Raw genomic sequence first — 19,194 nt, forward strand, 5'->3', positions numbered from 1 at the left:
ATTACTTCTTCTTTTTTCTTTTAAAAAGCGAAGTAAAGATATTTTTTAAAGAAAATTTCGAAACCTCTCTTCCTATTGCTGAAATGCTTTCTGTTAAAGGAAGTTTTTTTGGACAAACTCGTACACAGTTATGAGCTTGCCCACATCCTTCTATGCCTGATTTTCCCATCAAAGTTCGTAAACGACGTGAAGAATTCTTATCTCCAGGATAGGAATTGAAATATCGAGTTTGAGCAATAGCTGCAGGACCAATAAAATCATTGTGTTCATTAATCTGAGGACAAGCTTCTGTACAACAACCACAAGTCATACACATTGATAAGGTATAAAGAAGCTCTTGCTCTTCAGGAGTTACTTTAGGACCAACTTTATCTCCATCGACTTCTGCAGCAACCCAACCTTGAATATGCTGTAAATTATCAAACATTATAGAACGGTCCACTATAAGGTCTCGAACTAAAGGAAACTTTGTTAATGGTGCTAAAGTAATTTCCCGAGAATTTGTGACATCTATATACTCTTGAATCAAGGCTGTACAAGCTTGACGAGGGACACCATTTACAAGCATAGCACACGAACCGCAAACTTCCTCTAAACACCCTTGCTCCCAGACTATAGGATCTACTTTTTCTCCCTCGGTATTCACAGGATTCTTTTCTATTTCCATAAGAGCACTAATAACGTTTTCTCCAGAGTGTAAAGGTAATTCGAAGCTTTCCCAATATTGGTTTCCAGGCATTCCTCGATAAACCTTTAAAATAAAAGTGCTTTGGAACTCCATAATTACTTCCTTAACTATATGGGCAAACGAATATTCTCTGGGACATTCTCTAGAACGATTTTCCCTGTTGAAGACTTTGTATAATCTCTCAAGGAAGGAGCTACATGGCGAATATCTACCTCTCGATAAGAGATTTCAGGTTCTTCAGGCTTATAAGAAGCCATTGTTGTTTTTAACCAATGTAGATCATCTCGTTGAGGAAACTCTGGTTTATAATGAGATCCTCGAAATTCATTTCGCAACAAAGCCCCTTTTGTTATTGCTAATGCGAGTTCTAACATAGGTTGCATCTGACGAATGAAATGAAAAGATTTATTTGCAAATTGTGATGAATCATGAACAGAAACCTTAGCAAGTCTTTCTCGGTACTCTTTGAGTTTTTCTAAAGTTTCTTTGAGATCTTTATTATTTCGTTTTACTGTAACGTTACGCACCATAGTTGCTGCGATTTCTTCATGTAAAACAAAAACATTTTCTTTCCCAGTCCTTGCCAATATTTTGGCATTTTCTTCTTTTTCTATCTGTAGGGCAAATTCAAAGTCTTTACTTGTTCCAGAAGCAATACCAAAAGTATCTATATAACGAGCAGCTTCATCTCCTGCGACAAGTCCTGCAAAAATACAAGACAGTAAAGAGTTTGCTCCTAAACGATTTGCTCCATGATACTGAAAATCAGACTCTCCACAATTAAAACATCCGGGAAGGTTTGTCATCTGACGAAAACGACGATCACGATCAATATCATCTGCGGCAGGCCAATCTACCCAAGCTCCACCCATAGAATAGTGTACAGCGGGGAAAATCCTCATTGGAGTTTTATTAGGATCTTCTCCAGTAAATTTTTTATAAATATCTAAAACGACTTCTAATTTATGTCTTGTTGCTATAGGCAAATGAGTGACATCTAAAAAGACTTCCATATTTCCATCTAAACCAAGACCCGCTTCACATACTTGCAAAATAGCACGAGCACCGACATCACGACTTACAAGATTACCATAAGCTGGGTACATTTCTTCTAAAAAGTACCAAGGTTCTCCTGTTATTCCACAAGATCTTTCAGAGCCATCTGGGAAAGTAATTTTTTTCGAAGAATCTCCAGGAACCCAAACTCTTCCACCTTCTCCCCGAACAGATTCAGAAATTAAGCGTAATTTATCTCGACCAGGGATTGCTGTCGGGTGGATCTGAATAAATTCAGGATTTGCATAAGTCATACCTTGTAAAAAAAGCCTGCCATTTGCAGCTCCTGTACAAAAAGTTGAATTTGTCGACATTTTGAAGATAACTCCAGGACCTCCTGTAGCAATAATTACAGCATCTCCCTCTAAAGCTTCTAAACAATTATTGAATAAATTCATCAAAATGATACCACAAGTTCGTCCGAAGCTATCTGTAACGAGACGGACGAATTCATGGTTTTCTCTTTTTATGATCATTCCAGAACATTCACGTCTACGAACTTGCTCATCTAAGGTATACATTAGCTGCTGTCCTGTGGACGCTCCACAAAAAACAGTTCGGTGATACAAAGTTCCACCAAACCTACGAACATCTAAATTTCCAGATATAGAACGGTTAAAAGGGCAGCCAAAATTATCCAGCATACGAATAATTCTAGGGGCTGCGAGACACATCTCTAAAACAGGGGGCTGATCTGCAAGAAAATCTCCTCCTTTTATCGTATCGTAAGCATGAACATAGGGAGAGTCTTCTTCTTCTGGTTTCAAATTCAAAGCGGCATTAATACCACCTTGAGCACAAACAGAATGAGAACGCTTAACCTTTGTAAGAGAAATGAGCTCTACAATAACACCTCTATCAGCTAATTGCATAGCAGCAGATAGTCCTGCTAATCCGCCACCAACAACTATAACTTTACGCTTTCCCGCCATAGCTTCTAAGCCACACTATATAAGTTCCAAATAACACTAATACCCATAGCTGCAACTAAAACCATGATACAATAACACAAATTACGTAAACGAGTTTGAGATCGAGAAGAAATTATGATCCCCCATCGAGAACAAAAAGTCCACAAGCCATTAAAACCATGAAACGCAGCAGCTAATACTAAAACAGTGTAAAGTATTGCCATCCACAAAGAACTTAAAGAATCTCGAACTATGTAAAGAAAAGCTTTTCCTGCACTTGTTGTGAAAAGATAAGACTGCTTATCTGATAATAAAGAAAGATCTACTTTTGTAAGTTCACTCTTATTTACCCGAGGAGTAGTCTGATCGGCTTTAGAAACATTCATGACTAAAAAATCTTGAGTTCCTCGAACAATCTTTGTGTAACGTGAGGAATCTATATTCACGACATAATAGGACTGACCATAGATATTCAAATGCAAAGGATAACGAATAAAACGGAGATGCACGACATGAAAGATCAAGCCAAATAATAAGATCCATGCTGTCCATCTCTGCCAAGAGTAAGCATAATTTCTAGAGAAACGCAAAGAGGGTTGACGACCATCTCCAGCAGCGAAGTTGCTTTTACCCTGGAATAAATATACTATTCCAATAACAGCGTGACTAATAAATGGTAAAGCTAAGCATATTATTTCTATGACCTTTAATCCCGGGATCGAGTGAAACTGATCCACCATAGCAATAAAGCCTTTTCCCCATCCTAAATATGAGGCGGCAAGTTGATTTGTCAATAAATGCTCACACAAAAACAACGTAAACGCTAATCCTGCTAAAGAGTGAATACACCGCAAAAGAAAAGCAAAATAATAAAATCGCTTTTTTTGAGTCGTATTAGGACACGTTCCTCTTTGAGACATTACAAGTCTTTCTGTTAAAACTCTTTTGTAATCAACATAAAGATAAGAATAAAATTATGTGAAGCTCTTTTTACAATACGCTGCTATCAAAAATTTTTAGTATTGCAAAAACGCAAAGTATTGTTCCGGACAATAGAGGAAAGTTCTTCAACAGAACAACCTTTGATAGCAGCAATGGTTTCAACAGTATGAACAATATAAGCTGGCTCATTTTTTTTCCCTCGGAATGGAGTGGGAGCTAAAAAGGGGGCATCCGTTTCTATTAACAAATGATCCAAAGGAATTTCTAAAACAAGATCTCGAAGATACTGAGCGTTCTTAAAAGTAACTATCCCACTTATAGAAAGAAACCATCCACGAGCAATTAACTCTTGAGCTTCTTCTATAGATCCCGTGAAACAATGAAGCATTCCTGGGCAAGCTTGTGGATATTTAGAGTAACAAGAATCTAAAGCATGAAAGAAATCTTGAAAAGCTCCTCGACAATGAACTACTAACGGAAGCTTGCATTCCAAAGCTAGAGCCAAGTAACGCCGAAGAACTTGATGCTGACGACGGGAGGTCTCACTCGTATTGGCAAATCCGTAATCTAATCCAACTTCGCCAATAGCTGCAAGTTTTCCGTGGGAAGCAAGCTCGCGAATATACCTAAAATCCTCTTCTATATCTTTTTGAGCATCTTGAGGCGGAGTACCTCCAACATGGGAAAAATGTATATCAGGAAATCTCTCAGCATAAGAAAAAGATCTTTTTAACTCTTCAACCGTTGAAGCAACATTTACTATTAAAGAGATCCCAGCATTTTTAGCTCGATGCAATATAGCATCTATATCCTCACAAAAAGCGTCATCTGACAAATGCGCGTGAGCATCAGTTAAAGACATAATATCACTTTTCCTCTAAAGAACATTCTTCGGTTTTTAAAAGTACTACCTTTGCAGAATATCTTCACTAAGGAAGATATTAAAAGCACAACAAAATGCCTTTAACTAAAATTTCACAAGAGATCCTTTTTAAAGAGGAGGTATAATAGAAATAGCTTCTTCCAAAATTTGCATAGAAAGCTTCTCAGGAAGAAGAATCGGGTCAGAATGATTAGGATAAAAAACATATGAGGGAACACTAGCTCGACCTAAATGACTAAGCTCCTCTGTTATCTCTGGGTCTTTACGAGTCCAGTCAGCTTCCAACATTACAATACCCCGATCTTCAAACATTTTTTGAACTATAAGGCTATGCAGTAATGGTTTGTTCATTTGACAAGTTAAACACCATTTTGCTGTAAAGTTCACAAAAACAGATCGCCCTTGTTTACGTAACTCCGCAAGTTTTTCAGATGAAAAAGACTGCCATCCCTCATGATTCTGAGTGATAGTTTCTGAAGAAACAAAATAGTGTGTAGCAACAAAACTCAAAAATAAAGATCCAATGATAGAAGCTAGAAACAAAGTAGAAACGCAATATCTTTGTTTTTTAGGACAAATAGGACTGCCCCAGCGACCAAACATCCAGGCCCCTATTCCTGCGAGCCACAAGCCTATAAGTAAAATAACAACGGCGTTTGTACTTGTCTCGGCTCCAAAAATCCATACTAACCAAGTAACAGTCCCCAGTAACATGAATCCCATAATTTGCTTAAAGGTACTCATCCACTCCCCAGGCTTAGGCAGTATAGCAAGCATCTTAGGGAAAATAGAGAAAACTAGGTAAGGGGAAGCCATCCCTAAACCAATTGCAGAAAAAATTAATAGTTGCTCAACAAACGAAATAGACATTACTAATCCCAAAATTGAGCCTAAAAAAGGACCCGTACAAGGAGTAGTTACTAAAGTTGCTAAAATTCCATTAAAAAAAGCACTCGCAGATTTACTTTCCTTAGATTTTACCCCAGAAGCTTGTAATTTTCCTCCAAGGTTAGCGAACATAGCACCCACTTCAAAAAGACCAAGAGAACTCAGAGCAAACAAGAAAAAAATCAGTATCAATGCTGCGACAAACATTGGTTCCTGAAGTTGAAACCCCCAACCAATATTGTGTCCCAAAACTTTTAATAAAGAAGCAACTCCCGCTAAGCCCCAAAAGCACCCCACGACACCAAAAGTGAACCACAATCCATTAGCAATGACACAAGATCTGTGTTCTCCTGCTGATTTGATTAAGCCGTATACCTTGAGAGTGACTAGAGGCAGAACACAAGGCATTATATTAAGAAAAAGCCCTCCTAGAAATGCCATAACCAAAATTATAGCAAAATGCCAAAGATTCAATAGGGCTAACGAACCTTTTTTTCCTACTATTAAACTACGGATTGTTAAAGACTCTACAGGATCCCCTGCCTTATCAGCAAAAAGCAAAACGCCCTGGATTTCCTTACTTTTGGGAAAAGATGGGGCTTTAAGCTTCCATGCCAGCCCTTCTCCATTAGAGTTTGTGACTTCTGCTAAAGTAAAAATCTTATCTGCTTTCTCTGAGATAAACCATACTCTTTCTGTTTGCTTTTCGAGTTTTTCAGGAATATTTAGGATAATTTCATTCTCTTCACCTCTGGCAACACGTACTCCAGAGTTATTCTCAAGAATGCGAGGTTGTAATAATAAAGTTCTGGCAAATTCTAAGCCTTTCTCAGAGGAAACCTGAACAGCCTCTTCTTTATAAGGGATGGATAAACTTAAGTCTGCATATCCTGGAAGACAGTTCTCCCCACAAGCGAGCCATTCGACCTGAGCTTGGATTTCAATAACTTGATTTGGCAGTAAATTGGGAGAAGGAAAAATATCGGCAACGATTAACACAGAGTCCTCATATCCAAAGAAAGTAATGCCATCTTCTTCGAATACTTTGGGAGCAGGCCAGTGTTCCTCTTGAACACTAAAACCCTTAGGTAAATTCCAAGAAAGACTTAATGGACTTCCGACTCCCCCTGGATTCTTCCAATAGATATGATTTCCTTTGCCAGCAGAGATCTTTACTCCCACACGAAACACATTTTGACCAGGGATATGAGAGCCTTCTGAAAGTAGCTCAGCAGTTGCTGGACCATCAACCTGTATGGATTCTGTAGCTTCTATATTCTGAAGACGTCCAGAAATTGCAAAGAAAGAAAATAGCACTGTAATAAGTACTATTTGAAAATGTGTTTTGTTTTTATTCAAAATAACACCATGTCTTTCTGTATCAAGAATATAATTATATACTGTTTGTAAATATAATTTTATAACCTATTTAGTAAATCTCTTTAACAAAAGCTACTTGGCTCTATACTAGAAATTTGATAGGATCATTTTTTCAGATCCTCCTTAAAGAACTTTATATCCCTCATGCTACAACTTGCTCATAACCCCATTATTCAGGCTTACAAGGAAGCAGACTTCTTTGGGAAAGGAATTTTTTTAAGCCTGATCTTACTTTCTTTATGTACTTGGACTGTATTACACCAGAAACTCTCTATTCAAAAAAATTTTTTAAAATCAGGAAAAAATCTTAAAGAATTCTTAATAAAAAACCGACATGTTCCCCTATCTCTAGACGTTCATCCAGAACCAAATCCTTTTGCAGATTTATACTTTACAATCAAGAGAGGGGCCTTAGAACTCTTGGATAAAAATCGCCAATTAACTCCCGATCAAAGGCCTGTGCTAACTTCTGAAGATATTCTATCCTTGGAGACACTTCTAAATGCAATCATGCCAAAATATCGAGCCCTCTTACATAAAAATAGTTTTATTCCTGCCACAACAATTAGCTTAGCTCCTTTTCTAGGTCTTCTAGGAACAGTATGGGGAATTTTAGTAGCCTTCACCCAAATTAGCTCAGGAAATGCTGGAAATTCTATATTGATGGAAGGTCTTGCAACAGCTTTAGGAACAACAATAGCAGGCTTATTTGTCGCTATACCTTCTTTGATCGCTTTTAATTATCTTAAAGCTCGCTCTTCTCAACTTATTTCAGAAATAGAACAAACAGCTTACCTACTATTAAATTCTATAGAAGTTAAATATCGACAAATTAGTTTATGAAGCGTTCTTTTGTTGACGAACCGGAAGAAGATCCTACGGTAAATTTAACTCCTCTAATTGATATTGTTTTTGTCATTCTAATGACATTTATCATAGCAGTGCCTATGGTGCGTCTTGACTCTATAGCTCTAGCTCCAGGAAGTCAACAAGAGCGACTTGAAAAAGAAGAACATATGACAACTGTTATCAAAGTCTTCGCAAACCACTCTCTAACACTAAATGATCACCCAGTCTCTCTCAAAGAATTAACTTCTCAACTCTCTATATTACAAAAACAATATCCAGAAAAAATTCCTTTGTTACTTCAAGATGGGGAAACCCCATTTAAGTTATACCAACAAATAAAAATGGCAATAGAAGCTGCAGGTTTTCATGAACTTCACGTAGCTCTACAAAATTAACTATGAAAAGAAAAATTCGTTATATTAGTCTTTCATTAGTTTTTCACTCCGGCTTGCTTCTTTTGATCTGTGTTTCTCCTCAATCAAAAAAGTCAAAGCGACCTCTTTTATTTAAAGAAAAATTCGTTGCTCCTATCGCTATCAAACCTCCTCTACCTGTAAACACTTCAGTTTCTCAACAAACCCAACCAATCCAAGAACTTGCTCAAAAGACTTTTGATAAACCTGTAATTGAAAGTTCTCTCCAAAAAAAATCAGTTATAGAACAAGTAAAACCCTCTACATCGAAGCCAGAGATCAAACCATCTGCTAAATCAACGAATCTCAAAAACAACAAATCACAAACTACAGCTAAGCAGTTAGAAGCTCTTACAAAACTTGCAGACACTCTTTCCCAGCATTTAGAGAAAAGTGCTGCCAATTTTGCGGATATATCTTTACTAACAACTCCTCAACTAATGATGAGTTCATCTCTTGCTGAAATTCAAGAAAAAGAACTGTGTGAATTATTCCGCAATTATGTGGCTCTTCCTTCTCCTGGAGAAGTTCGAATAAAACTTACCCTTTCACCTTCAGGAGTTATAGAAGAATGTTTATTTCTTTCTTCAATTACTCCTGCAGATAAACAACTACTTATTAATCGAATTTATTCTATTCCCTTTCAACAGTTTTTCTCCGAACACAAAGTCTCGAAAAATATCTCTTTTCATATTAAACTCCTTAGTAAGGACATTTAGTACTTTTTTTAGTAAAAAGGAGAGTCTGGTATGCTGAAGCGGCTATATTTTGGAGCTTTTCTTTTCTTTGTTTTTCATCTTAATGCTCGAGATATAGAAGTTTTTGTCTCTACAAATTCTGCAATCACTCCCATACAAGTTTCCTATCATTTAGAAAGTAACGACACTAAACAACAAAAATATTTTCAAGCCTTAGTACAAATTTTTAATAATGATCTAGCTCTTGGAGATCGTCTTCTGCCACAACTTGTTAAATATGGATCACCTACTTCTGAGTTGCAGTTATCCCTATATTTTGATTATCCAAGTCTTTCAGTATTACTTCTTCGACCAGATCAAGAACCTGTCACGCTATGCTCTGTCCAGCTTTCTCAAAATTTATCTAGTGATCGGCAACAAATTCATTTGGCAGCTGATAAAGTTCACTATTCTTTAACAGGAATCCCTGGGATTAGTTCTGGAAAAATTATTTTTTCCTTAAGCAAAACACAACAAAGTCAAGAATTGAAACAAGGAGAACTTTGGTCTATAGATTACGATGGTGGAAATTTATTCCCCCTAACTAAAGATTCTTCGCTTTCAGTAACACCAAAATGGACAGGAACATCACCAGAAGCTCCTTATCTCTACGTATCTTATAAATTAGGAGTGCCTAAGATCTTTCTTGGTTCTCTAAAGAACACAGAAGGAAAGAAAATCCTTTCTCTCAAAGGCAATCAATTTATGCCAGTATTTTCTGCTCAAAAAAAATTGTTAGCCTTTATAGCCGATACTTATGGAAATCCAGACTTATTTATTCAACCATTCTCTTTACATTCTGGTCCCCTTGGAAAACCTCAAAGACTTCTAAATGAAACCTTCGGAACTCAAGGATCTCCATCCTTTAATCCTCAAGGAACAAAACTCGTCTTTGTATCCAATCGTGATGGACGACCTCGTCTTTATATTATGAATTTAGATCCTGAACCACAGGCGCCTCGTCTACTTACAAAAAAATATCGAAATAGCAGTTGCCCAACATGGTCTCTTGATGGTAAAAAAATAGCTTTCTGTTCTGTTATTAAAGGTGTTCGACAAATATGCATTCATGACATCTTGACAGGAGAGGATCGCCAATTAACAACGACTCCCCAAGATAAAGAAAGCCCTTCTTGGGCAATTGATAGCCAACATTTAGTATTTAGTGCGGGAAACTCTGGAGAGTCAGAGCTTTATCTATTAAGTCTGATTACCAAAAAAACTAAAAAAATTGTTATAGGACCAGGAGAAAAACGATTTCCCTCATGGGGAAATTTTTCTCCACAACAAATAAAGAAAATTTTATGAAGATCTATTCTCTACTTAAATTCTGTGCTTGTTTTTTCTTACTAGTACTTCCTTCATGTAGTCGACCTTATGATTACTGGGAAGATGCTTGTAGGGAGTGTCATACAAAAAAGAAAAAACATCACCCATTTGGTTTTGTTCCTTTATATACTGAAGAAGAACTTAATCAACCCTTCTCTCTCCAAGATCTCGATTCTCAAGAAGAAAAACATTATAAAACAAGCTCACAAGCTACTGCTTTTCGTAATGTTACTTTTGCAACAGACAGTTATACAATCAAAGGAGAAGAAAATTTTTCTATTCTTTCTACACTTGTTCATCACATGAAAAAATCTCCGAAAACAACACTTTATATAGAAGGCCACACAGATGAACGTGGAGCAGCATCATATAATCTTGCCTTAGGATCTCGTCGAGCAAATGCTGTTAAGAATTACTTAATTAAGCAAGGTATTTCAGGAGAACGCCTATTTACTATCTCTTATGGAAAAGAGCAGCCCCGTGATTTCGGGCATAATGAATTAGCTTGGCAACAAAACCGTAGAACAGAGTTTAAAGTTCATGCTCGTTAAACATAAGCTTTCTTTGTTTTTTTGGGTTTTATGCTTCTCTTGGTATGGTATTTTATACGCTTCGGTAAAATCTCCATCTTTACATGCCATCCTTGCCGAAGTTGAAGATGCTTCTGCAAAATTATTATCTTACGAAACAGAACTTTTTATGTTAGCAGAACGGTTAGATGAACAAGATTCTCGCTTACAAAAATTATTTTCTTCCAAACCAGAAACATTGGTTCAAAGAATTCAACAATTAGAGAAAGATCAAAAAACTCTAACGAAAACTCTTTCTGTTTTAACTACCTCTATTAAGGATATACAGACTTCCATACAAGAAAGACTACAAGAAGTACAGAAAGACTATAAGCTTCTACACCAAGACTTAAAATTTCTACGACGCTCTCTGCAAGCTTTAGTTGATAGCTCCTCTCCTGGAGCCTATCCTGATTTCTCAGATCCCACTCCCAAAAACATTCATATCGTAACACCAGGAGATAGCTTAAGTTCTATTGCCAATAAATATAAAACTACAGTGCAAGAGCTAAAAAAAACTAATAAACTAAACTCTGATCTTATTTATGCAGGTCAAAAGCTTTGTTTACCAACGAATAAGCAATAACAAATACTTATACTTTTAATTTATTAATACTCTTTCTAGATAATAAAAAATTTCTTCTGTAGGATTCAGGCTAAAAGACAATTCTTCTACAGTCAATGAAATCAACAATTGCCTTATTTGGTGAAGCAGAAAAAGGAAGCTACGATATAGCTTACCTTTGTCGTAACTTGACGGATCTGCATGACCACTTAGGTGAGACAAATTGTGAAGGAATTACTCTAGCAATTAAAACATTAATGCACGACTTTAATGTTATGTATTTTAGGGTAAAAGAAGAAGGCTATTGTATCGACAGTTATTTTTTTGGTTTTCACTTTCTGAATACTCAAACAACACTTAAAAACATTATTGCAATAGCTTTACCTGGAGTCGGAGATCAAAACATTATCGAAGCATCTCTTTCTTTATGTCAGAAATACAAAAGTTTGTTGCTAATCTCCAATCAAGATTTTTATGATCTTTTAACTTTTAACCAGATTTTTTAATCTAAAGTTTCAAAATAACTTTGAAGGCCAGCTTCACTAGGAACCATACCTCGCTCTCCCGTACGCCATTCTGCAGGGCATACAAGACCGTGAGTCTCAAAGAAAATTAGTGCATCTAGGGTACGCAGTTCTTCTTCAATAGAACGACCAATAGGAAGATCATTAATCACTGCATGACGAATTATTCCACTCCGATCTATTAAAAAAACGCCTCGGAATGACAAACCTTCTTCAATATTTAATACACCATAATCTTCAGAAATCGTTTTTACTGTATCGGATAAAAGAGGGTAAGAAATTCCAGAAATCCCACCACATTTTCTTTCAGTATTCAACCAGCGTTTATGAGTCTCTATATCATCTACAGAACACCCAAGAACTTCTGCTCCTCGTTCATGAAACTCTGCTAAAGCATCTTGAAAAGCATGCAGCTCTGTAGGACAAACATAAGTAAAATCTTTAGGATAAAAGAAAAGAACCACGTATTTTCCTAAGAAATCTTTCAAAGATACCATAGTTTCTTCGCCGTTAAGAACAGCTTGTGCAGTAAAATTAGGGGCTTGTTTCCCGATCAAGGATGAAGACATAAAAATTCCTCTACAACATATGTATGCTACATCGCACCAGAGAGGACTCGAACCTCTGACCACCTGGTTCGTAGCCAGGTACTCTATCCGACTGAGCTACTGGTGCTCATTTTTACTAAACCCTTTCTTCATATAAAAATAGAAATTCTATTGAAAAGGCTTAAAAAAATCTTTAACAAAACAAATTCTAGTTTAAAACCTTAATTGTCTATTTAGATGGCTTACTTTTTATTTCAGGAGAGTTTGTGACAAAAAAAGAACTTGTTAACAAAAGGCATGATACAGAAACAGCATATTTTAATGAAGCAGTTGTTACCGCAAAGGGATCGCAAATCCCAGATGAAAAAAAATTTTCAAAAGAATCTGTAATACCGTTGTATCCATAATTCATATCAGGCTGAGATACTAAGAACTCCATGACCTCTTCAGGAACTTTCCCACAATTTATAGCTATAGTTTTTAATGGAGATAAAACAGCTTGCAACAAACAGTTAAATCCGTAAGAGACTCCTGATGATAAGCCTTCAGGGATAGATACAGACCTAGCAGAATGAAAAAATGCAACCCCACCGCCGACAACAACCCCCTGCCTCAAAGCCTCCTTTGTCGATCGCAAAGCTTTTTCTGCTCTATTTTTCTGTTCTTTTAACTCTATTTCTGTCGCAGTTCCTAATTTAATATTCGCAATACCATTAGAAAATCTTGCTAGACGTTTTTCCAAAAAATGAATTTCCGAAAGAGATTTATTAAAAGCTAAGGTAGAACGAAGATATTGTTTTCGAGCTTCTCTAGTTTCAGGAAGACCCTCTCCATATAAAAATATCGAGGAATCTTTTCTTATAAGAACCTCACGTACTCGTCCTAAAATATCCAAAACTGACTTTTCTAAAAATTCTTCAGACATCTCATCAACTAAAGAGGCTCCAGAAAAAATCGCAAGATCTTCAAGAAGAGCTCTACTATCTTTTCCTGATTTAGAAATTTTTACAGCACATACAGGAAAGTTCTGCTTCAGCTTATTTACTATTAGAGTATTTAAAACTTCTTTACTAAAATCCCTAGCAACAATGACAAGAGGAAGAGATTTCTTTCTAAAAATGAGGTCCAAGAAACGAATGAAAGTGGGATTTAAAGAACCTATTTTTTGATCTATTAACAAAAGAAAGGCTTCTTCCCAAAAAATATCCATAGTATCAGGACGTGTGACAAAATATGGTGATAAATAACCTGTTTTCAAACTCATTCCTGAAATAACTTCTAAAGAAGACCTCATGTTTTGATTTTCCGAAACAATAAAGGCACCTTCAAAGCCAACTTTACTCACAGCGTCATAAATAAGTTTTCCTAAAACATCATCATAATCAGCAAACATCGTAGCAATATCAACAATAGCCTCTGAAGAAGCTATAGGAACTACAAGCTTTTCTAATTCCTTCTGCATAGATGCAGAAGCCAAAAGAATCCCTTGTTTTATTTCTTGAGGCTCTAAGCCAGATAGAATACCTTGTAAACCTGCAGAAAAAAGAGCTTCTGCAAGAATTAACATTGTTTTTATTCCGTCTCCAACACAATCTATCATTTGTGTAGAAACATCTTTAAAAATTTTAGCTCCTAAGTTTTCAAGGGGATCTGATAAAGAAATCTCTCTTCTAGCGAGAGTTGCACCATCTCTAGTAACAATAGGGCTATTATTTCCTTGTTGGATAACTACACGACATCTATGAGGCCCTAAAGCAGCACTCACAGCTTTAGTCAGAAAACAAGCTCCGCGATGTAAAGCTTGTAGCCCCTTAACCTGATTGTGAAATATTTTATTCATAAAAAATTTCCCCTCAATCAGCTTGTCTTCGCTACAAAAGTCATCTTAAAAACAACAAAAATTCCTGTCAAACGAGAGAGCATTTCTATTAATCAGCATAATCTGGCAATAAAAATGCAGCTCGAGAAATTTGAAAAGATTCTCGAGCTTCTAAACAAAGTTTTCGTAATGGCCATATAATAAAAGGTTCATTTTGACATATGTGTAAAAATTGTTCGTCTCCAAGAATTCGACACAGAGAAGCTCTTCTTGCTGGTATTTTGTTGATAACAGATAACGACTCTGCCATTTGCTTAGGATAATGAGTCTTTATCATTCCCAATATAGTACAAAGGGTTTCCACAGGAAGAAACTTTAAATGATCTTGAAGAATAAGAAGAACTCCTGAACACATTTCCATCTTATACTTACCAAAGAAAGGTTCATAACAAAAAGGAAGAAATGAAATTCCTGGGAGATTTTGCTTATTTAACTCTTTAGCAATAAATTCTCCGTCCATCCAAGGAGCTCCTATTACTTTGAAAGGCAAAGTATAACCAACCCCTATATTTGTTATAGATAAAGAACCGATTATACCTGTAGCAGCATAAAAAAAAGATGATTGCGCTTCAGGAATATTAGGACTAGGAGGAATCCAAACAAGCCCTGTCTGATCAAACGACATAGAGCGTTTCCATCCTTTCATAGGCACAACCAAAACTTCTGCTTGAGGAGCGTACATACGTTTAAAAAACAACGCAAGCTCTCCTGGAGTCATACCATAACAATAAGGAATTTTAGGGATATTATCAGGCTGAGACTTTGGCATAGGGCCATCAATAACCTTTCCTCCCATAGGATTAGGTCTATCTAAAACAATCAGCTGCTTATGATATTTTTCTGATGCCTGTACCAGAAGTAAAAGTACGGAAATAAAACTATATGAGCGTACACCGATATCTTGAACATCATAAACTAAAACATCACAATCTTGGACTACTTCCAAAGGAATTTCATGTAAACCATACAGAGATACTGTAGGAACACCTTTAGGTTTTAAATGAGAATTAAAAGACTCTGCAGGGGCCCCATAATATCCATGTTCTAAAGTACACAGTCGCTGCAAAAAACAATGATGGTTATTAGCATGGAAAATAGAAAAAGCATCCTTGCCTTCAGCATTAATAGCAGCACGATGTGAGATTAAAACAACTTTACGACCACGAATTTGTTGTGAAAAACAAGCTTCTGTAAATAGACGATCTAAACCAACTAAGACACGAGAAAAACTCAAATAGGGATAACTAAACGTTAAAAATAAAAACAGAAAAACTAATCTCATGGTTGCTTGATACACGATAATTGCAAATAACTCGAGAACTTTTCATAAGATAGTTTTACAAACAGAGATTTTTTCACTAGTAGTTGCGTAGATACACTTCTTGACGTATTTTACAACTAATACCAGACTTTTCGTATCATTAAAGAAAGAAATTATAGTCTTGATTAGCTTAAAAGAGAATTTATGAAAATAGTCCTTGTTAGCTCCCATGGTTACAAGATAAGAGAAACAAAAGTATTTTTAAAACAGCTCGGATCTTTTGATATATTTTCTCTAGCAGACTTTCCGAACTACAGTCCTCCTAAAGAATTCGAAAATACAACAGAAAAAAACGCGCTAACAAAAGCTTTACATGCGTCCAAACAACTTGGAATTTGGGCAATAGCTGATGATACTATGTTACATGTTCCTGCTATAAATGGCTTACCAGGACCTCTTTCAGCAAATTTCGCTGGAGAAAATGCACACGATAAAGATCATCGAAACAAACTTCTTAAGTTAATGTCGTCTTTAGAATCTCCTATAGATCGATCTGCTTACTTCGAATGTTCTGTAGTTCTTGCTTCTCCTCAAGGAAAAATTTTTAAAACACAAGGGATATGCGAAGGTTATATTAGCCATGAAGAAAAAGGGTCTTCCGGCTTTGGTTATGATTCTATATTTTTAAAGTTTGATTATAAGCAGACGTTTGCAGAACTTTCTGAAGATATAAAAAATCAAGTATCTCACAGAGCAAAAGCTTTGCAAAAATTAACTCCTTATTTACAAGATTTACTAGAAAACTTCTTAGTTTCCCGGAATTAAAGTATTGAGAGATTGCTCTAAATTTCCACGAATTTCACGCATATCAGCAAGAAGAGCTTCTGCTCGCAGAAAATCTGCTTCTAAGTTAGTAACAGCAGGCATTCCTTCATTAAGCTGAAATTGCTGAACTGCCAGGGGCATTTCTAAACTAACAAGAGGTTTAGCTGTCAATCGGTGTGTTTTGTTAAAAATAACTGTTTGAATATTCTCGCTCATGGGAGTTTCCAATTAATCATCGGCTGATTCAACTTATTAAGCAGGTAGTTAATTTTTGAAAAGTGAGAACAACCAAAAAATCCTCGATGAGCAGCTAAAGGAGAAGGATGGGGTGATGCTAAAATTGCATGCTGATGTTTAGAACGGAAAAGTATGTCACATTTTTTTCTTGCTGCAGCTCCCCATAAAACAAAAATAATATGTGATCTTTCTTGTATAAGCTTCTGAATAATCACATCAGTAAAAAGCTCCCACCCTTGACCTGCATGAGAAAATGGTTGGCCAGCTCGAACTGTAAGAACTGTATTCAAAAGCAACACGCCCTGATCTGCCCAAGATTGCAAACACCCCGATTGATTATCTATACCTAGATCTGTTCGTAATTCTCGAAAAATATTCATAAGAGAGGGAGGTAGACGAACACCTTGAGGAACACTAAAGCTTAAACCGTGAGCTTGACCTTCTCCAGGATAAGGATCTTGACCAAGAATTACCACCCGTACTTTATTAAAAGGGGTACTATTTAATGCAGCAAAAATACATTTTTTATCAGGATAGATAGTATATTGAGAATACTCTTGTTTTAAAAATTTTTTTAGTTTCAGCATATAAGGCTGAGACCCCTCATTTTTTAATTGTTCTTGCCAGCAGGAAGGAAGCTGTTCTTGCCAGCAGGAAGGAAGCTGGTTTATAGTAGAGGTTCTCTGCATAAGTGGCCTATTCTTTATAGTTAAAGTGAAAATACACTATCCTCTTATTATTTCGACTCTGAGGTTCTTTTAAAGTGCAAAAACAAAATATCCAGAACTTTATGACAATTTCTACTGAATTAAACGAAGCCCAACTCGCTGCTGTTACCTTCTCATTAAGCCCTGTATTAATACTCGCAGGTGCTGGTGCAGGTAAAACTCGCGTTGTTATTCATCGCATCCTTTACCTCATCAGCCAGGGAATCTCTCCTAAAGAAATTCTAGCAGTGACTTTCACTAATAAAGCTGCAAAAGAGCTTAAAGAACGAATCATGTATCAGTGTCCACAAGCTCAAGGTTCAGATATTCCTATGGTATGTACCTTCCATAGCTTAGGAGTTTTTATTCTTAGACGCTCTATCCATTTGTTAAATCGAGAAAATAATTTCATTATTTACGATCAAGGAGATACTGAAAAACTTTTAAAACACTGCTTACAACAACACAATCTTAAACAAAATCTTACTAATAGCATGCAGTATCACATATCTCATGCAAAAAATCGCCTACTCTTTCCTGAAGACTTAGATCCTCAGGAATATATAGATCCTGTTGTAACAATTTATCAAGAATATCAAAAAAAATTAGAAGAGGCCAATGCTTTAGATTTCGATGATTTACTTTTCCTAACTGTCAAGCTGCTTAAAGACGTTCCTGAAGCTCAAAAAGAATATCGTGAATTATGGAAAGCTCTACTCATAGATGAGTATCAAGACACGAACCATGCTCAGTATACTATGGCACAAATCATCTCAAAACAGCACAAAAATCTCTTTGCTGTTGGAGATCCTGATCAATCTATTTATTCTTGGCGAGGAGCAAATATTCACAATATTCTAAATTTTGAACAAGATTATCCCCAAGCACAAGTACTACGTCTTGAAGAAAATTATCGAAGTCATGGAAACATCTTAAAAGCAGCTAATGCTTTAATTCAAAATAATGCTACGCGACTAAAAAAAGTACTTCGTAGCGTTAAAGGTCCAGGAGAAAAAATTCGATTATTCTTAGGAAAAACAGATCGAGAAGAAGCAGATTTTGTTGCTGAAGAAATTATACAAATTCATCGCCAATCTCGAATAGCTCTTCGAGATATCTGTATTTTTTACAGAACTAACTTTCAATCTCGAACTTTTGAAGATGCTTTATTACGTCGTCGAATTCCTTATGAAATTCTTGGAGGATTATCTTTTTATAAACGTAAGGAAATCCAAGATATTCTTGCCTTTCTAAGAATGTTCTCTGCAAAAAATGACATTGTTGCTTTCGAAAGAACGATTCATCTTCCTAAGCGAGGACTTGGTCCTGCTGCAATTTCTTCTCTCATTAATTATGCTTTGACAGAAGAACTTCCTTTACTTGAAGCATGTGAAAAAGCACTAAAAACCCAAGCAGTTAAGCTATCTAAAAAACAACAAAATGGCTTAAGAAATTATTTAAATATCTTTCAACAATTTGAAACTGCTTATAAAGCTCTTTCTCTTAATGAATTTATGCTATCTATACTAAAAATCACACAATACTTAAATATTCTTAAAGAAGATCAAGATTCTTACGAAGATCGAAAAAACAACTTAGATGAACTTATTTCCAAAACTTTTGAATGGGAACAACAAAATCCAGAAGGGACTCTCGAAGGCTTTTTGGATGATTTAGCATTAAAAGGCTCTACCGATGAAGAAACCTTAGTCTCAGATCGAGTAAATTTAATGACAATTCATAACGGAAAAGGATTAGAGTTTCGTGTAGCTTTTGTTGTGGGTTTAGAAGAAAACCTTTTTCCTCATGCGAATTCTAAAGGAAATTATGAAAATCTTGAAGAAGAACGACGGCTATGCTACGTAGGAATTACACGAGCTCAAGATCTCCTATATCTTACTGCTGCCCAAACTCGCTTTCTTTGGGGGACTGTTCGGATAATGAAGCCTAGCAGATTTCTAAAGGAAATTCCTAGGGATTATTTGATTCAAGTATATTAAGGT

The 19,194-nt window shown here is 36.1% G+C and carries 19 protein-coding genes and 1 tRNA gene; 9 read left to right on the forward strand and 11 right to left on the reverse strand.

Translation table 11 applies throughout. The features are described 5' to 3' along the window. Position 1: 1 nt before the first annotated feature. From sdhB to JMS40_RS01165, 5 genes are all read right to left on the reverse strand, one after another. Complete coding sequence (sdhB, locus tag JMS40_RS01145) at positions 2–781, reverse strand: succinate dehydrogenase iron-sulfur subunit (protein ID WP_201456445.1); 780 nt, start codon at positions 779–781, stop codon at positions 2–4. 14 nt (positions 782–795) lie between these two features. After that, complete coding sequence (gene sdhA, locus JMS40_RS01150; RefSeq protein WP_201456446.1) at positions 796–2,676, reverse strand: succinate dehydrogenase flavoprotein subunit; 1,881 nt, start codon at positions 2,674–2,676, stop codon at positions 796–798. Between the two features lie 5 nt (positions 2,677–2,681). Then, a complete protein-coding gene (locus JMS40_RS01155) occupies positions 2,682–3,575 on the reverse strand; it encodes a succinate dehydrogenase cytochrome b558 subunit (protein WP_201456447.1) in 894 nt (297 codons plus the stop codon). A gap of 86 nt (positions 3,576–3,661) precedes the next feature. Next, positions 3,662–4,459: a TatD family hydrolase gene (locus JMS40_RS01160; RefSeq protein ID WP_201456448.1), complete on the reverse strand. Its 798-nt coding sequence runs from the start codon at positions 4,457–4,459 to the stop codon at positions 3,662–3,664. Between the two features lie 129 nt (positions 4,460–4,588). Then, positions 4,589–6,727: a protein-disulfide reductase DsbD gene (locus JMS40_RS01165; RefSeq protein WP_201456449.1), complete on the reverse strand. Its 2,139-nt coding sequence runs from the start codon at positions 6,725–6,727 to the stop codon at positions 4,589–4,591. Between the two features lie 165 nt (positions 6,728–6,892). Here JMS40_RS01165 and JMS40_RS01170 point away from each other — a divergent pair, with 165 nt between their 5' ends. The 7 genes from JMS40_RS01170 to JMS40_RS01200 all read left to right on the forward strand — a co-directional run bounded on the left by JMS40_RS01170 (position 6,893) and on the right by JMS40_RS01200 (position 11,716). Next, on the forward strand, positions 6,893–7,591 hold the full coding sequence (locus tag JMS40_RS01170; RefSeq protein WP_201456450.1) for a MotA/TolQ/ExbB proton channel family protein: 699 nt from the start codon (positions 6,893–6,895) through the stop codon (positions 7,589–7,591). Continuing rightward, a complete protein-coding gene (locus JMS40_RS01175) occupies positions 7,588–7,992 on the forward strand; it encodes a biopolymer transporter ExbD (protein ID WP_201456451.1) in 405 nt (134 codons plus the stop codon). Before JMS40_RS01170 ends, JMS40_RS01175 begins: the two co-directional genes overlap by 4 nt. Positions 7,993–7,994: 2 nt before the next feature. Continuing rightward, the gene (locus tag JMS40_RS01180) at positions 7,995–8,729 is read left to right on the forward strand and encodes an inclusion-associated protein (protein WP_201456452.1); all 735 of its coding nucleotides are present in this window, start codon (positions 7,995–7,997) and stop codon (positions 8,727–8,729) included. Between the two features lie 30 nt (positions 8,730–8,759). Further along, a complete protein-coding gene (tolB, locus tag JMS40_RS01185; protein WP_201456453.1) occupies positions 8,760–10,055 on the forward strand; it encodes a Tol-Pal system protein TolB in 1,296 nt (431 codons plus the stop codon). Continuing rightward, entirely contained in the window at positions 10,052–10,627 is a 576-nt protein-coding gene (locus tag JMS40_RS01190) for an OmpA family protein (protein WP_201456454.1), read from the forward strand. The genes tolB and JMS40_RS01190 overlap by 4 nt, the downstream gene beginning before the upstream one ends. Then, positions 10,617–11,231, forward strand: a complete 615-nt coding sequence (locus JMS40_RS01195) for a LysM peptidoglycan-binding domain-containing protein (protein WP_201456455.1) — start codon at positions 10,617–10,619, stop codon at positions 11,229–11,231. Before JMS40_RS01190 ends, JMS40_RS01195 begins: the two co-directional genes overlap by 11 nt. A gap of 95 nt (positions 11,232–11,326) precedes the next feature. Further along, entirely contained in the window at positions 11,327–11,716 is a 390-nt protein-coding gene (locus tag JMS40_RS01200) for a hypothetical protein (RefSeq protein WP_201456456.1), read from the forward strand. Here the strand turns inward: JMS40_RS01200 and JMS40_RS01205 are convergent. The 4 genes from JMS40_RS01205 to JMS40_RS01220 form a co-directional block, all read right to left on the reverse strand. Continuing rightward, the gene (locus JMS40_RS01205) at positions 11,713–12,303 is read right to left on the reverse strand and encodes a peroxiredoxin (RefSeq protein ID WP_201456457.1); all 591 of its coding nucleotides are present in this window, start codon (positions 12,301–12,303) and stop codon (positions 11,713–11,715) included. The genes JMS40_RS01200 and JMS40_RS01205 overlap by 4 nt on opposite strands. A 32-nt stretch (positions 12,304–12,335) precedes the next feature. Further along, a tRNA-Arg gene (locus JMS40_RS01210) sits at positions 12,336–12,409 on the reverse strand. Between the two features lie 102 nt (positions 12,410–12,511). Beyond that, entirely contained in the window at positions 12,512–14,122 is a 1,611-nt protein-coding gene (gene groEL, locus JMS40_RS01215) for a chaperonin GroEL (protein WP_201456458.1), read from the reverse strand. An 88-nt stretch (positions 14,123–14,210) separates the two neighbouring features. Next, positions 14,211–15,443 (reverse strand): DUF1343 domain-containing protein, encoded by a 1,233-nt coding sequence (locus JMS40_RS01220; protein WP_201456459.1) that lies wholly within the window; start codon positions 15,441–15,443, stop codon positions 14,211–14,213. Positions 15,444–15,626: 183 nt separating this feature from the next. Here JMS40_RS01220 and rdgB point away from each other — a divergent pair, with 183 nt between their 5' ends. Continuing rightward, positions 15,627–16,247: an RdgB/HAM1 family non-canonical purine NTP pyrophosphatase gene (gene rdgB / locus JMS40_RS01225; RefSeq protein WP_201456460.1), complete on the forward strand. Its 621-nt coding sequence runs from the start codon at positions 15,627–15,629 to the stop codon at positions 16,245–16,247. Here the strand turns inward: rdgB and JMS40_RS01230 are convergent. Both JMS40_RS01230 and ung read right to left on the reverse strand, forming a co-directional pair. After that, on the reverse strand, positions 16,230–16,463 hold the full coding sequence (locus JMS40_RS01230; protein ID WP_201456461.1) for a hypothetical protein: 234 nt from the start codon (positions 16,461–16,463) through the stop codon (positions 16,230–16,232). The two genes, rdgB and JMS40_RS01230, sit on opposite strands and share 18 nt — an antisense overlap. Then, positions 16,460–17,173, reverse strand: coding sequence for a uracil-DNA glycosylase (ung, locus tag JMS40_RS01235; protein ID WP_201456462.1), 714 nt, complete (start codon positions 17,171–17,173; stop codon positions 16,460–16,462). Before ung ends, JMS40_RS01230 begins: the two co-directional genes overlap by 4 nt. Before the next feature lie 101 nt (positions 17,174–17,274). Between ung and JMS40_RS01240 the strand changes: the two genes are divergently transcribed. Further along, positions 17,275–19,191, forward strand: a complete 1,917-nt coding sequence (locus tag JMS40_RS01240; RefSeq protein ID WP_201456463.1) for an ATP-dependent helicase — start codon at positions 17,275–17,277, stop codon at positions 19,189–19,191. The last annotated feature ends 3 nt before the right edge of the window (positions 19,192–19,194 follow it).

Origin of the sequence: Chlamydia sp. 17-3921 (assembly GCF_902705545.1) — a bacterium.
Lineage (GTDB): Bacteria > Chlamydiota > Chlamydiia > Chlamydiales > Chlamydiaceae > Chlamydia.

Excerpts from the sequence above, each read along its gene's own strand:
- sdhB (WP_201456445.1), bottom strand. The coding sequence starts at position 781 with ATGGAGTTCCAAAGCACTTTTATTTTAAAGGTTTATCGAGGAATGCCT.
- sdhA (WP_201456446.1), bottom strand. The coding sequence starts at position 2,676 with ATGGCGGGAAAGCGTAAAGTTATAGTTGTTGGTGGCGGATTAGCAGGA.
- JMS40_RS01155 (WP_201456447.1), bottom strand. The coding sequence starts at position 3,575 with ATGTCTCAAAGAGGAACGTGTCCTAATACGACTCAAAAAAAGCGATTT.
- JMS40_RS01160 (WP_201456448.1), bottom strand. The coding sequence starts at position 4,459 with ATGTCTTTAACTGATGCTCACGCGCATTTGTCAGATGACGCTTTTTGT.
- JMS40_RS01170 (WP_201456450.1), top strand. The coding sequence starts at position 6,893 with ATGCTACAACTTGCTCATAACCCCATTATTCAGGCTTACAAGGAAGCA.
- JMS40_RS01175 (WP_201456451.1), top strand. The coding sequence starts at position 7,588 with ATGAAGCGTTCTTTTGTTGACGAACCGGAAGAAGATCCTACGGTAAAT.
- JMS40_RS01180 (WP_201456452.1), top strand. The coding sequence starts at position 7,995 with ATGAAAAGAAAAATTCGTTATATTAGTCTTTCATTAGTTTTTCACTCC.
- tolB (WP_201456453.1), top strand. The coding sequence starts at position 8,760 with ATGCTGAAGCGGCTATATTTTGGAGCTTTTCTTTTCTTTGTTTTTCAT.
- JMS40_RS01190 (WP_201456454.1), top strand. The coding sequence starts at position 10,052 with ATGAAGATCTATTCTCTACTTAAATTCTGTGCTTGTTTTTTCTTACTA.
- JMS40_RS01195 (WP_201456455.1), top strand. The coding sequence starts at position 10,617 with ATGCTCGTTAAACATAAGCTTTCTTTGTTTTTTTGGGTTTTATGCTTC.
- JMS40_RS01200 (WP_201456456.1), top strand. The coding sequence starts at position 11,327 with ATGAAATCAACAATTGCCTTATTTGGTGAAGCAGAAAAAGGAAGCTAC.
- JMS40_RS01205 (WP_201456457.1), bottom strand. The coding sequence starts at position 12,303 with ATGTCTTCATCCTTGATCGGGAAACAAGCCCCTAATTTTACTGCACAA.
- groEL (WP_201456458.1), bottom strand. The coding sequence starts at position 14,122 with ATGAATAAAATATTTCACAATCAGGTTAAGGGGCTACAAGCTTTACAT.
- JMS40_RS01220 (WP_201456459.1), bottom strand. The coding sequence starts at position 15,443 with ATGAGATTAGTTTTTCTGTTTTTATTTTTAACGTTTAGTTATCCCTAT.
- rdgB (WP_201456460.1), top strand. The coding sequence starts at position 15,627 with ATGAAAATAGTCCTTGTTAGCTCCCATGGTTACAAGATAAGAGAAACA.
- JMS40_RS01230 (WP_201456461.1), bottom strand. The coding sequence starts at position 16,463 with ATGAGCGAGAATATTCAAACAGTTATTTTTAACAAAACACACCGATTG.
- ung (WP_201456462.1), bottom strand. The coding sequence starts at position 17,173 with ATGCAGAGAACCTCTACTATAAACCAGCTTCCTTCCTGCTGGCAAGAA.
- JMS40_RS01240 (WP_201456463.1), top strand. The coding sequence starts at position 17,275 with ATGACAATTTCTACTGAATTAAACGAAGCCCAACTCGCTGCTGTTACC.